Source organism: Reyranella sp. (genome assembly GCF_965279465.1).
Taxonomy (GTDB): Bacteria; Pseudomonadota; Alphaproteobacteria; order Reyranellales; family Reyranellaceae; genus Reyranella.
Genome location: NZ_OZ257242.1, coordinates 1,919,288 through 1,932,375, shown reverse-complemented (window position 1 = coordinate 1,932,375; position 13,088 = coordinate 1,919,288). Strand labels below are relative to the sequence as shown.

Annotated in this window: 10 protein-coding genes; 3 read left to right on the top strand and 7 right to left on the bottom strand. The window is 65.2% G+C overall.

The window, feature by feature from the left end; translation table 11 throughout:
• Nucleotides 1–4 precede the first annotated feature (4 nt).
• Genes ACQY8M_RS09445 through ACQY8M_RS09420 form a run of 6 tightly spaced genes read right to left on the bottom strand, consistent with a single transcriptional unit; the run spans nt 5 to nt 5,710 of the window.
• A complete protein-coding gene (locus ACQY8M_RS09445) occupies nt 5–787 on the bottom strand; it encodes a purine-nucleoside phosphorylase (RefSeq protein ID WP_428671183.1) in 783 nt (260 codons plus the stop codon).
• The gene (locus tag ACQY8M_RS09440; RefSeq protein ID WP_428671180.1) at nt 784–1,173 is read right to left on the bottom strand and encodes a cytidine deaminase; all 390 of its coding nucleotides are present in this window, start codon (nt 1,171–1,173) and stop codon (nt 784–786) included. The genes ACQY8M_RS09445 and ACQY8M_RS09440 overlap by 4 nt, the downstream gene beginning before the upstream one ends.
• Nucleotide 1,174: 1 nt before the next feature.
• A complete protein-coding gene (locus ACQY8M_RS09435; protein ID WP_428671177.1) occupies nt 1,175–2,095 on the bottom strand; it encodes an ABC transporter permease in 921 nt (306 codons plus the stop codon).
• On the bottom strand, nt 2,095–3,162 hold the full coding sequence (locus tag ACQY8M_RS09430) for an ABC transporter permease (RefSeq protein WP_428671174.1): 1,068 nt from the start codon (nt 3,160–3,162) through the stop codon (nt 2,095–2,097). Before ACQY8M_RS09430 ends, ACQY8M_RS09435 begins: the two co-directional genes overlap by 1 nt.
• Nucleotides 3,159–4,706 carry an ABC transporter ATP-binding protein gene (locus ACQY8M_RS09425; protein ID WP_428671171.1) on the bottom strand — a complete coding sequence of 516 codons (1,548 nt, stop codon included), beginning with the start codon at nt 4,704–4,706 and terminating at the stop codon, nt 3,159–3,161. Before ACQY8M_RS09425 ends, ACQY8M_RS09430 begins: the two co-directional genes overlap by 4 nt.
• Nucleotides 4,703–5,710 (bottom strand): BMP family lipoprotein, encoded by a 1,008-nt coding sequence (locus ACQY8M_RS09420; RefSeq protein ID WP_428671169.1) that lies wholly within the window; start codon nt 5,708–5,710, stop codon nt 4,703–4,705. Before ACQY8M_RS09420 ends, ACQY8M_RS09425 begins: the two co-directional genes overlap by 4 nt.
• Before the next feature lie 122 nt (nt 5,711–5,832).
• Between ACQY8M_RS09420 and hydA the strand changes: the two genes are divergently transcribed.
• The 3 genes from hydA to ACQY8M_RS09405 all read left to right on the top strand — a co-directional run bounded on the left by hydA (nt 5,833) and on the right by ACQY8M_RS09405 (nt 11,244).
• Nucleotides 5,833–7,278, top strand: coding sequence for a dihydropyrimidinase (hydA, locus tag ACQY8M_RS09415; protein WP_428671166.1), 1,446 nt, complete (start codon nt 5,833–5,835; stop codon nt 7,276–7,278).
• Nucleotides 7,279–7,990: 712 nt separating this feature from the next.
• On the top strand, nt 7,991–10,054 hold the full coding sequence (locus ACQY8M_RS09410; protein WP_428671164.1) for a hypothetical protein: 2,064 nt from the start codon (nt 7,991–7,993) through the stop codon (nt 10,052–10,054).
• Nucleotides 10,055–10,875: 821 nt separating this feature from the next.
• Entirely contained in the window at nt 10,876–11,244 is a 369-nt protein-coding gene (locus ACQY8M_RS09405) for a hypothetical protein (RefSeq protein ID WP_428671162.1), read from the top strand.
• Nucleotides 11,245–11,428: 184 nt separating this feature from the next.
• Here the strand turns inward: ACQY8M_RS09405 and ACQY8M_RS09400 are convergent, their stop codons facing one another.
• Nucleotides 11,429–12,985 carry a Fic family protein gene (locus ACQY8M_RS09400; protein ID WP_428671160.1) on the bottom strand — a complete coding sequence of 519 codons (1,557 nt, stop codon included), beginning with the start codon at nt 12,983–12,985 and terminating at the stop codon, nt 11,429–11,431.
• Nucleotides 12,986–13,088: the final 103 nt, after the last annotated feature.

Genomic DNA, 13,088 nt, shown 5'->3' with positions numbered 1-13,088 from the left:
GCGGCTAAGAGTAGCCTTCGAGGAAGCGCCGCAACAGGCGTTGCACCCGGCCGGCCGCTTCTTGCGCGACCGCAAGCGTCTGAGCGTGGCCGAGCTTGTCCTGCGTGAGGCCTGCCGCGTAGTTGGTGATCAGCGACAAGGCGGCGACCCGCAGCCCGGCGTGGCGGGCCAGGATCGTCTCGGGCACGGTCGACATACCGACGGCATCGGCGCCCAGGGTGCGGGCCGCGCGGATCTCGGCGGGCGACTCGAAGCTCGGGCCGCTGAACCAGATGTAGGTGCCCTCGAACACGCCTTCACCGGAGGCAATCAGCGCGGCCCGCAGTGCCGGATCATAGGCATCGACCATGTCGACGAAGCGGCCGTTCCCGGTCTCGCCGAACAGCGGATTGACGCCGGTGAAGTTGATGTGGTCGGCGATCGCCATCACGGCGCCCGGCGGCATGTCGAGCCTGAGGCTGCCGGCGGCGTTGGTCTGCAGCAGCGTCTCGCAACCGAGATCGGCCATGGCGCGGATCACCGGCTTCATCTCGTCGGCCCGGCCGCGCTCGTAGTAGTGCGCGCGGCCCTGCAGCACGGCGACGGGAGTCCTTCCGATGTGACCCAGGACGAGGCGGCCGGCATGGCTTCCGACCGTCGTCGGAGGAAAACCCGGCAGCTCGCCATAGGGTAGCGTCGCGACGGCCTCGACCTCCTCGGCGAAGTCGCCGAGGCCGGAGCCCAGCACCACGGCGACCTTCGGCTGGAATCCGGGCGCCCGGGACGCGATGGCGTCGAGCACGGTCACCCGAAGTGCTGCGGGCCGAAGGACATCGGCAGGAGCATGCCAAGGGTTACGGTGCGATGCAGCCCGTCGGGACCGCAGAGATGGATCTTCATGTCGTCCGCCGCGAACTCGCGCAGCTTCTGGCGGCAGCCACCGCAGGGCGTGATCACCTCCGGCCCCAGCCCAATCACCACGCATTCCAGCACGCGCTTCTTGCCCGCGGCCACCAGCGCGGCAATCGCACCGGCCTCGGCGCAAAGCCCCTGCGGGTAGGCCGCGTTCTCGACGTTGCAGCCGCCATGGATGCCGCCGTCCTCGTCGCGCACCGCGGCGCCGACATGGAACTTCGAATAGGGCGCATAGGCGCGCACCATCATGGTGCGGGCCAGATGCAACAGGTCGTCCATCTCAGTGCTCCTTCTCGTAGGGTATGCCGATCGCCTTGGGGGCCACGGCGCGACCGATGAAGCCGGCCAACAGGAACATGGTCAGAAGATACGGCAGTGACTGGATCAGCTGCACCGGCACCTCGCCGATGGCCGGCACCCTCACGCCCTGCAGTCGGATCGCGACGGCATCGAGCAGGCCGAACATCAGGCAGGCGCCGAACGCCGGAAACGGCCGCCATTTGCCGAAGATAACGGCGGCCAGCGCGATGAAGCCCTGGCCCGCCGTCATGTCGCGACTGAATCCCGCATTCTGCGCGATCGCGATGTAGGCGCCGGCCAAGCCCGCGAACAGGCCGCACAGCAGCACCGCGCGATAGCGCAGCCACGGCACCGAGATGCCGGCCGAGTCGACTGCCAGCGGCATCTCGCCCACGGCGCGCAGGCGCAGGCCGAAGCGCGTGCGCGCCACGATCCACCAGGTGAGCGGCACCGAGAGGAGCGCGAGGTAGACCAGGATGTTGTCGCCGGCGCGGGGGAAGAACAGCGGCAGCAGGCGCTCGCCCTCCTCCAGCGCCGGCGTCTGCCCGCCGCGCGCGAACCAGGCCGTGCCCCACACCACCGTGAGGCCGGCGGCGATGATATTGAGGGCGACGCCGCTCACCACCTGGTTGCCGCGATAGGTGATGCAGGCCAGGCCATGCAGCAGCGCCAGCACCTCGGCCGCGGCGATCGCGGCGGCGACGCCCCACCATGCCGAGTGCGTCGTCGCGGCGACGGCGGCGGCGAAGAAGGCGGCCATCAGCATCTTGCCTTCGAGGCCGACATCGATGATGCCGCTGCGCTCCGAGAACAGCCCGCCCATGGCGCACAGGATCAGAGGCGTCGCCGTGCGCAAGGTCGCGGCGGCCACGAGGAAGACGAGGGACAGCGGGTCGTCCATCACGCGCGCCGGAACGAGAAGAGCGCCTGCAGCCAGGGCCGCGGCAGTTGGACCAGCGCACCGGAGAACAGGATCACCAGCCCCTGGATCAGCACCACGGTTTCGCGGGTGATCTGGGGAATGTCGAAGGCGAGCTCGGCGCCGCCCTGCTGCAGGGCGCCGAACAGCAGCGCCGCGAGAGCGATGCCGAACGGATGGTTGCGCCCCATCAGGGCGACGGCGATGCCGGCGAAGCCGTAGCCGGCGGGGAAATCGAGCACGATGCGATGGTGCACGCCCATCAGCTCGTTGACCCCGACGAAGCCCGCCAGCCCGCCGCTGATGCACATCGCCAGCATGGTCATGTGGCGCAGGTTGGTGCCGGCATAGACCGCCGCCTCGGGATTGTGGCCCATGGTGCGCAGCGCATAGCCCCACGGCGTGTGCCACAGGAAAACCCAGACGGCGACGCAGCAGGCGAGCGCCAGCAGCAGCGACAGGTTGAGCGCGTTTCCGCCCATCTGCGGCAGGAAGGCCGACGGCTCGAAGCCGCGGCTCTGCGGCGTCATCGAGCCGGGCGCGATCAGCACGTTGACCATCAGATAGACCATCAGCGCCGCGGCGACAAAGTTGAACATGATGGTCGTGATGACGATGTGGCTCCCGCGCCACGCCTGCAGCCATGCCGGCACGGCAGCCCAGGCCGCGCCGAACAGGGCAGCGGCAATGATACCGACGGGGATCATCAGCCAGATCGGCAGATAGCGGTCGAGGGCAAGGATCGCCAGGCCGCAGCCCAGCCCGCCGAGATAGGCCTGCCCCTCGCCGCCGATGTTGAACAGGCCGCCATGAAAGGCGACGGCCACGGCAAGGCCGGTGAAGATGAAGTTGGTGGCGTAATAGAGCGTGTAACCGATCGACTCGGGCGAGCCGATCGCGCCGGCGACCAGCAGCTCGAGCGCATGGAACGGATCGACGCCGATGATGCGCACGATGATGCCGACGATCAGGAAGGCGAGCGCGACGTTGACGACCGGCAGCAGCACGATGTCGGCCCACGCCGGCAGGGGACGGCGGGACGACGTCACCCTTCGGCTCCGCTCAGGGCAGGCGCCGCTTTCGCTCCTGCCATCATCAGGCCGAGCGTGCGCTCGTCGGCACGGCTGCCATCGACCTCGCCGACGATGCGGCCGGCGAACATCACAAGGATGCGATCGGCAAGCGACAGGATCTCGTCGAGCTCGACCGACACGATCAGCACCGCGCAGCCCGCGTCGCGGCTCTTCACCAGCTCGCGATGGATGAATTCGATGGCGCCGATATCGACCCCACGCGTCGGCTGGCCGACCAGCAGGACCTTGGGGTCGCGTGCCATCTCGCGCGCCAGCACCAGCTTCTGCTGGTTGCCGCCCGAGAAATTCGACGAGCGCAGGCCCGGCACCCTCGGACGCACGTCGAAGCGCTCCATCAGATTCGCACAGTGGGCGCCCACGGCCGGACCGTTCAGCAGGTAGTGCTGGCTGAACGGCGGCAGCTCGTGATAGCCGAGGATCGACGTTTCGGAGGCGCGGAATGCCGCGACCATGCCCTGTCGCTGCCGGTCCTCCGGAACATGGGCGACGCCCAGATCGCGCATCTCTGCGGGATCGCCCGGATGCCGGGCATCGATCCTGCGGCCGCACACCGTGAGCGTGCCGCTGCTCGGACGGCGGATGCCGGCCAGAACCTGCAGCAGCTCGGTCTGGCCGTTGCCCGAGACGCCCGCGATGCCGACGATCTCGCCGGCCCGCAACTCCAGCCCGATATCGTCGAGCAGGACGACGCCGCGCTCGTCGACCAGACCGAGATGCTCGGCCCGCAGCCGCACCTCGCCCGGGTGAGGCGCCGCCTTGTCGAACCGCAGCCGCACCTTGCGGCCGACCATCAGCTCGGCCAGCTCCTCGGCATCGGTGTCGACGGTCCGGCGCTCGGCCACCATCTGGCCCTGGCGCATCACGAACACCCGGTCGGTCGCCGCCATGATCTCGCGCAGCTTGTGCGTGATCAGCACGATGGTGACGCCGCGCGCCTTCAAGGTCGCGAGGATGCGGAACAGCTGGTCGGTCTCCTGTGGTGTCAGCACCGCGCTCGGCTCGTCGAGGATCAGGATGCGGGCGCCGCGAAACAGCACCTTGAGGATCTCGACCCGCTGCTGCTCGCCGACCGACAGGTCGGCGACCTTCGCGTCCGGATCGACGGTGAGGCCATAGTCGCGCGACAGCCGCGCCAGCTCGGCCCGCGCCGCGGCAAGGCCGCCCGCCAGCATCGGCCCGCCCTCGGCGCCGAGCACCAGATTCTCGAGCACGGTGAAGCTGTCGATCAGCATGAAATGCTGGTGCACCATGCCGATGCCATGGCGGATAGCGTCGCGCGGGCCGTCCATCTGCACCGGCTCGCCATCGACCCGGATTTCACCCGCATCCGCCCGGAAAAGCCCGTAAAGGATGCTCATCAGGGTCGACTTTCCGGCGCCGTTCTCCCCGACGATCCCGGTTATCGCCCCCTTTTCGACCGCAAGCGACACGCCACGCACCGCATGCACGCTGCCGAACGACTTGTCGATGCCGTCGAGCTCGATCGCCGGAACGCTCACTTGCAGCTGTTGTTGCTCATGTAGTCGATGACGGTGATCTTGCCCGAGATGATGTCGGCCTTGGCTGCATCGACCTTGGCCTTCATCTCCGGCGTGATCAGCTTTTCGTTGTACTGGTCGAGCGCCCAGTCGACGCCGCCCTCCTTCAGCCCGAGCACCTGCACGTCGCCCTTCCAGGTCCCGTCCTGCCTCGCCTTGAAGCTGTTGTAGGCCGCGACGTCGACCCGCTTCAGCATCGAGGTCAGCATGTTCCCCGGGTGAAGGTAATTCTGGTTCGAGTCGACACCGATGCCGAGCATGCCTCGATCCTTTACCGCCTGGAGGATTCCGATGCCCGTGCTGCCTGCCGCCGCATAGACGACGTCGACGCCGCGATCGAACTGGCCCTTGGCCAGCTCCGCGCCGCGCCCCGGATCGTTCCACGCGGCAGGCGTCGTGCCTGTCATGTTGGTGATCAGCTCGGCATTGGGATTGGCGTACCTGATGCCCTGCTCGTAGCCACACTGGAACTTGCGCACCAGCGGGATATCCATCCCGCCGACGAAGCCCACCTTGCCGGTCTTGGACGCCATCGCGGCCAGCATGCCGACCAGGAACGAGCCCTCATGCTCGCGGAACACGACCGACTGCACGTTGGGCAGCTTCACCACGCTGTCGATGATGGTGAAGTGCGTGTTGGGGAATTCCTTACCGACCTTCTCCAGTGCGACGGCCTGGGAGAAGCCGACCGCGATGATCGGGTCCTGCCCGCGCTGGGCAAAGCGGCGCAGCGCCTGCTCGAACTGGGTCTCGTTGCTCGGCTCGAAGTCGGCGACGGCGATCTTCGTCTCGTCCGAGAACTTCTTGGCACCGTTGGAAACGCCTTCGTTGAACGACTTGTCGAACTTGCCGCCATTGGCATAGACGATCGCCGGCTTGACGGCGGTCTGCGCCTGGGCGAACCCGGCCATCGGGAGGCCAGTCACGGCGACCAGCGCGAGCAGCGATACTGTCCAACCTCTCATGAAGGCTCCCCTTGTGGCGCGTGAGATGGTGAATGTCACAAGTGTGGACCGGCCCGGCCCGCTGGTCTAGGCGGGATGGTCCGGCACGCCCCTTGCACGCCTCGTGCCGCCCGGGAGGAACCATGGCCGACTACGAAACAGTGATCCGCAACACCACCATCGCCACCGCCTCGGACGTGGTGAAAGGCGACATCGGCATCGTGCGCGGCCGGGTCGTGGCGCTCGGCGAGCATCTCGACAAGGGGCAAAAGGAGATCGACGCCACCGGCCTGATCGCCGTGCCGGGCGGCATCGACGCCCATGTCCATTTCGACCAGGACACCGCCGACGGCTCGGTCTTCGCCGACGATTTCGAGAGCGGCAGCCGCGCGGCCGCGGCCGGCGGCACCACGACCATCATTCCCTTCGCCTACCAGAGCAAGGGCCAGCCGCTGCGCGACGCGGTCAACAAGTACCACAAGCGCGCCGAGGGCAAGTCGCTGATCGACTACGCCTTCCACGTGATCCTCTCGGACGCCAGCGAGAAGATCATGGGCCAGGATTTCACCGCCCTGGTCGCCGACGGCTACACCTCCTTCAAGGTCTACATGACCTACGACGACGTGAAGCTGACCGACCGCGAGGTGCTCGACGCGCTCGCCGCCGCGCGGCGCGAGCAGGCCATGCTGATGATCCATGCCGAGAATTCCGACTGCATCGCCTGGCTGACCGAGCGGCTGGAATGGAAGGGCATGACGGCGGCGAAGTTCCACGCCACCTCGCGGCCCTACGTGGTCGAGCGCGAGGCAACCCATCGCGCGATCTCGCTCGCCGAGCTGCTCGACGTGCCGATGCTGCTGGTCCACGTCTCGGCCAAGGAGGCGATGCACGAGATCCAGCGCGCCCAGGCACGCGGCCTCAAGGTCTATGGCGAGACCTGCCCGCAGTACCTCTTCCTGAGCGAGGAGGATTTCGACAAGCCAGGCGACGAGGGCAGCAAGTGCGTCTGCTCGCCGCCGCCGCGCGGCACCGAGAACCAGGAGCATATCTGGACCGGCCTCAGCGCCAACACCTTCCAGGTGCTGTCGTCCGACCACGCCGCCTTCAAGTACGACGACCCGCGCGGCAAGAAGCTGCCCGGCGCCGACAAGAGCTTCCGCCGCATCCCCAACGGCGTGCCGGGCGTCGAGACCCGCCTGCCGCTGCTGTTCTCCGAGGGCGTCAACAAGGGCCGCCTCACCCTGCAGCAGTTCGTGGCGCTGAGCTCGACCAACGCCGCCAAGATCTACGGCCTGCATCCGCGCAAGGGCACGATCGCGGTCGGCGCCGACGCCGACATCGTGCTGTGGGACCCGACGCGCCGGGTGAGCCTCACCAACTCGATCCTGCACCACAATTGCGACTACACGCCCTACGAGGGCCGCGAGCTGACCGGCTATCCGGTGATGACCCTGTCGCGCGGCGAGGTCGTGATGGACGAAGGCCGGATGAGCGGCTCGGCCGGCCGCGGCCTGTTCCAGAAGTGCGACCGCCCCGAGCCCGCCCGCCCGCGCGGCAAGCCGCTGATCGATCCGTCGATCTTCAGTTGAACTCCCTTGCCCACTCCTTGTGCATGCGCCCACCTCGCCACACGAAAGGTGTCAGCATCTTCCCCTGCCAGGGATGAGGTATGACGAAAGATGGTGGGGAAGCCCGCTACGACCACGCTCAAAAGCAAGTCTCGCAGTGAACCGCGGATTGAACTGAGCCGGTAACCGGCTGGCAGAAGCCGCCCGGAAGCGGCATGGCCAAACCGGGCGATGCCGCACTGTGCAAGGTCTTCGACCGAGCTGATCGGTGCCGGCCATTGGGACGGCTATCGGCCGCGCGAGTCGGTGCACGAACGCAACACCGATGTCGTCCATCACCGGAGCGAGCACTATCGCGGGCCGACCGGGAAACGACGAGCCTGCTCGTTTGCATTCCCCGTCGCGGTAGGGAAACGCGAAGAACCTGATCGCTTTTCGGTTGATCCGGCGAGTTACAGTTTCCCCATATCCGCGTCATGTCATGCCATGGCGGAACATTCGCGATGAACGGGCACCGTTGGACCTGCGCCACTACGCTGGCGCTGGATCTCGGTGGTGAAGAAGCGCGGCCACGTGATGGATGCGATCCGCTCCTTCCTTGGGTCCGCCCTGCCGCTCTGTCTCTTCCCCTCGCTGCGGCTGCCGCCTCCTTCGACGGCCAGCACGAGAGCGACGACGACCCGTTCGACGAGCTGCGCGAGCGATGAGCACCACCACAATACAGGAGCGCTGAATGCCGATCGTCCGCCTCTATCCCGACAGCGACTTCTTGCCGCTGCGCATTCCCGACGCCACGCCGAACGTGCCGGCGGCAGGAGACATCGACCTGTTCGGTGGCAACCGGGCGCGCGACCTGCAGGCGGCCGGCCAGAACCTCGGCCAGACGAGCGACACGCTGTTCGCGCTCTACGAACGTCACACGCAGCAAGCCAACGACATCCGCGTGCAGGACTTCAACAACCGGTTCATCACCGGGATGCAGCAGATCCTGCGGACAGGTCCGGAAGCCTACTTCAACCAGAAGAGCGCGGACGCGATCAGGGGCGCCGGCACCGCGACGGAGCGGCTGGCGAAGCTCAAGGAGGAGGTGATCGGACAGGCGCCCAACGACTATCAGCGGCGGAAGCTTGCGCCTATCCTCGATGCGCATTTCGCCTCGGGGTCTGAGCAGATCGCCCGGCACGTCGACCAGCAGCAGCAGGTCTACGAGCGCAATGTTCATCTGGCCTCGATCGAGGTGGCGGAACAGGAGGCGATCAGCAACCCGGGCAACCTCGCCGGAGCCATAGCCCGTGCCGCGGACGCCACCCGCGCGCTCTACAAGGGCCAAGCGCCGGAGGTTATCGAGAACGAGGCGCGCAAGGCGGCGTCGCGGGTCGTGTCGAGCCTGATCAAGGATCGCCTGGTGAGGAACGATCGCGCGGCAGTCGGACTTTATCGGCAATACGAGCGCCGGCTCGACCGGAACGAGCGCACGTCTCTGCGCATGGCGGTCGAGACGCTGTCCAACAGTGTGGAGGCCGCCGACTGGGTCCGCGGTCGCAGCACCACCTTATCTGCCCCGATAGACGCCGTGAGCGCCACGAGCGCCTCGACCGTGAGCACGCTGCTCGATGAGGATGGCGTCGCCGGCTATCGCCAGCGGCTGGAGGAGATCGAGGCTCGCCGCCAAGCGCTGATCGCGTTGAACGAACAGGAGTTCACTGCTCATCCGGCGCGCCTGCGCGCCAACCGAACGGCGATCGAAACCGACAGCGCCCAGGCGCGCGCGGCAGTGAATGCCGATGCAAACGGGCTTCACGCCAAGCTGCGCCGCCACCTGACGACGGGCGGTCCGAATGGCGGACCCGCCGTGACGCTCCCGTCGGCGACGATCATGAGCCGCCTCACCGAGCCGCAGCAAGACGCGGTAACCGCTCAGATCAATGCCGCCATCGAAGGCCGCAAGCCGAGCACCGATCCTCAGACCTGGCACACGATCCACCAGGGCCTGATGGCCGACGACGCCGAAGAGCGGCAGCGTTGGGCGTCGAAGAACCTGGTCTCGTTCATGGGCCAGCTGTCTGAGGAGGACCTCGCCGGCCTCGAGAAGCTGCAGGCATCGGTCCGTGGTAACGGCGCCGAGTCGACCCGGCTGCAGGCCATCAATCGAATAGCCAACCGAGCGCTTCAGTCGTTGGGCATCAATCCTGCGTTTGCACCAGATAGCAATTCGGCCGAATCGGCGACGTTTCACCGTGTACTGCAGGACGAGCTGTCGGCGTTCGAGAGCAGCAAAGGGCGGCCGGCCACGGCGGCGGACGCGCAGGACATCGTCGACAGACTAGCGGCGACAGCAAAGAGAAGCCGCTGGCTAGTAGGCAGCGGTCCGAACGCGCCTCTGAAAGATATGATGGTTCACCGGTCCCCCGACACTGCTTCAAATGAGGATAACACGCCGCAAGCCGACGAAAACCCGGCTCTTCCTCGGACCGACTCGACTAGTCTTAGTCCGGCGGAAGTAGCTCGTGCAACCTACCAGCTGGTCGGCACGAAGACGATTCCAGCCGCAACAGAGCCATCCGAATTTGTTAAAGCGGACCCGCAAGATGTCCACTTCGCTGCCGCTGGAGATCTGAAATGCGAAGGCTTTTCTGCGGGATGTCAAAACCGCGGTAGTTGGGGCACTACAGCGACGTATGGCATCTCAGGTCGTAAACTTTGTTATGATTGTGCCGTAAAAATTTTAGGGATCGGAGATGAGCCAGCCGGAGAGAAATCCAACATTCTCCAGCCATTTCTTCTCAAAGGGCGCTAGGAGCCTGTTAGACAGCTCAGATTTGTGCCCGCGACGAATGTAAGTGTCCTATTTTGGCTTTACGAGCAATAATTCTTGAGCATGGAAGGCCGACGAAGGGGGCAGTCTCAGCTGGCCAGCTGGCGGATTGCGCTCCGCAGGGCCACCTATCGCGGCTATCGTGTGGTTAGCTTGAGGAACGCTGGACCGATCGACGATCGAGTGAGTGCAAATGCGGCGTGGGTCAGCACCGCTTGATCCTGCATTGCTTCTCAATGGATACGCACGCGCGATGTGCGTGTCTCGGCAGATTGCGCAGTGAGCCGGAGGCGCGTGGACGTGGCAATCTTCGCGGGTGATCTGCCGCACTCATGCACAATCAGTGCGTTCCGGCGGCGACACTTGGAGGCGCTGCCCGGCGCTCGCTAAAATGTTAAGGCTTGCCCAGAAAGCAGGCTGAACAAGCTGGAGCACGTGGTGCGGAACGGCGGGAAGCCCAAGGCAAGTACCTCTAGCCGAGGCGATGAGCTATGCTCATATGAAAGGTGGGAAGCGGAGCACCGGGTGGAGGTCGATCGCGTGCGGGCGGGCCACCGATGTAGCCGATTAGGAGAAGGAGAGGTCGAGGCGAATATCAAGGCGCCGCAGAGGCGCAGAATCGGTGTGAGTCGTAGGAGCGCAAAGCGGGCAATTCCGGCTCCCGCACAAAAGTGAACGCCGAGCAGCTACCCGATTCACCAGCAGAATCTCAACGAACTGAAAGACGGAAACATGACTCGTCTATATCTCTTCATTCCTTAGGCATCTAGGTTATCTGGACGGGGTTCCTAAAGAGCAAGAGCATGCCGGATCGCGAAGATGAGCTGAGAAAACTTGCCGTCGGTGACATTTTCCATGCCAACAGCCCCAACGGGGCGAGCCTGATTTGTCTGGTTTTGTCAGTGACAGAAGAAGCGATTCAATCGAGGACTGTGACCACGCAGGTGTACCTTGAGTTTGATCGTCGAACAGGTAACGCGGAATGGGGTGAAGACCCGATCATATGTACTATAGATTCGATAACTCCTCTGCCCGTGGAAATTCATAATACTATGTTGGGAATCGATCGAAAGTTTAGGCTGGAGCGAAACTTAGAACGGTTGAGGTTGACTGACGCGGAGAAACGCGCGCTCGTATTCGTGGCTAGTCATTACCCATCAAATCAGCTGTAGTTCTGCAATTTATGGTGCATAGAGTGTACTAAGATGATAATCGGCTGACAGAAGTCGCCCCCTGCGGCGCGGCAGGCCGCTGATCGACCCGTCGATCGTCAGCTGACCTCTTCTCTCCTCCCCATTCTCATTGGGAGGGAAAGAGCTTGGGTCTTCGGGTATTCGAGCTGCGGCCCTCTACCAATCACAACCTGGGAATGCTGGCGACGGGTTTGCCTCGCTGCCCTTGCTTGACGAGCTGGGCCAGGAAGTGCGCAAACGGCACGATGTCCTGCCCAACACTCGCTTGCTCCAGCGCGGCCATGTAGGCGTCCCGCCGTTGCAGCGGCACGACCGTCCAGGGATAGCCGCCGGCAGCCATCATCACATTCATCAGGAAGCGACCCATGCGGCCGTTCCCGTCCATGTAGGGATGAATGTAGACGAAGACGAAGTGCCCGAGCACGACCCGCACGGCAGGTTCGGGTTCCTGCGTCAGCATGTCGAAGTATGCTGCCATCGTATCGACGACCGCTTCGCGGCGCAGCGGTACATGCATGGAACGACGGATATGGACCTGGCCGTCGCGGTAGCCGGCCAGATCGGCGGCGCGCAGCAGACCCGCCGTCACGCCCGGCGAGAACATTTCCCGGTACCAGGTGCCATGATCGTCGTCGGCAACGGTGCCTGGAGTCTCGCCGCGCAGGACGCGCTGCAAGCTCCTTTGGACCGCTTGAAAAGCCAGCCAGTAGCCGCGCGCAGCAAGGGCGTCGCGATGTTGGCGGTCGTTCTCGTCGAGGTCCGGACTCCAGTTCCCGCTCCGCACCAGCTCGATAAGCTCCGGGCTGACGCGATAGCCTTCAATCGACAAGGAGTGATACGCGTCGGTGACGTAGGTCTCCTGGACATGCGTCATGTAGGCGTCCAAGTCGTTCGGGCGGCCGGGCGGATTCGGAAACCTGTCGACGACCGGACCGCGCATGGCCTGCCACATGAGGCGGATGCGGCTTGCGTAGGGGGATGCCTCGCGACTCGGCAGGGTGATGTCGACCCTGGTCTCGAACGGATCCTCCTCTCTAACGGCGTACCCGGCGGCGCGCATGGCGCCCAGGATGTCATTGGCGATCCGGTCGCGGCCGATGTTGCGGAACGCGCCGACAAGACGCCCGGCGATCGTGCTGTGACCGCCGTCGAGAAGCCTGGGGAGGACCTCGGACGCATTGCGGATGCTGGCGAGCGCCGCGCGCGCATCGGTGGGATTGTGCTGGAAGAACGCCGGAGAGCTGACGATCAGGGCCACGGGCAGAGAGAAGAGCCGCAGGCCATCCTTGATCTCGACGTCGCGGCCATCGGGGAGCGCTGCCCGGATGTCGAGGAGAGACGTGCCGTGAGGCAGCTGGGTGGGATGGTTCCCGGCCCTGGGAGACCGCACCACGAGCTGCCGGGGCACGGTCTGGTTTCCGACGTGCAGGGACAGGGACTGTTCGGGCGACAACGCCCAGTCGCGGTCGAACCGCTCGTGCAGGTAGGCGCCCGCAAAGTCCCAGAAGGCAGAGTACCACGCCGTACTCTCGCCGGCTGTGCCATTGGGCCGGGAGGGGATGTACCAACCCTTCATCACCTCCTGCAGGAATCCGTTCTTCTGGAGCCGTTCGCGGTGCACCCGGCTGAGGTCTTTGGCTCGAATCGCGACAAGTCCCCGCTTCTGCAGCGCGTTGAGCGCGTCCAGGGACTCCGCTAGCTTCTGCTGTGGCGTGGCCATCGGCTTTTCGCGCGCTCTTGCCGCTGCACGATTATTCGCTTTTCGTGCTGTGCGATTGTTAGCTTATCGTGTTGTGCGGCCGTTAGCTTATTCTGCTTAAGAC

Excerpts from the sequence above, each read along its gene's own strand:
- ACQY8M_RS09440 (WP_428671180.1), bottom strand. The coding sequence starts at position 1,173 with ATGGACGACCTGTTGCATCTGGCCCGCACCATGATGGTGCGCGCCTAT.
- ACQY8M_RS09435 (WP_428671177.1), bottom strand. The coding sequence starts at position 2,095 with ATGGACGACCCGCTGTCCCTCGTCTTCCTCGTGGCCGCCGCGACCTTG.
- ACQY8M_RS09420 (WP_428671169.1), bottom strand. The coding sequence starts at position 5,710 with ATGAGAGGTTGGACAGTATCGCTGCTCGCGCTGGTCGCCGTGACTGGC.
- hydA (WP_428671166.1), top strand. The coding sequence starts at position 5,833 with ATGGCCGACTACGAAACAGTGATCCGCAACACCACCATCGCCACCGCC.
- ACQY8M_RS09410 (WP_428671164.1), top strand. The coding sequence starts at position 7,991 with ATGCCGATCGTCCGCCTCTATCCCGACAGCGACTTCTTGCCGCTGCGC.
- ACQY8M_RS09405 (WP_428671162.1), top strand. The coding sequence starts at position 10,876 with ATGCCGGATCGCGAAGATGAGCTGAGAAAACTTGCCGTCGGTGACATT.
- ACQY8M_RS09400 (WP_428671160.1), bottom strand. The coding sequence starts at position 12,985 with ATGGCCACGCCACAGCAGAAGCTAGCGGAGTCCCTGGACGCGCTCAAC.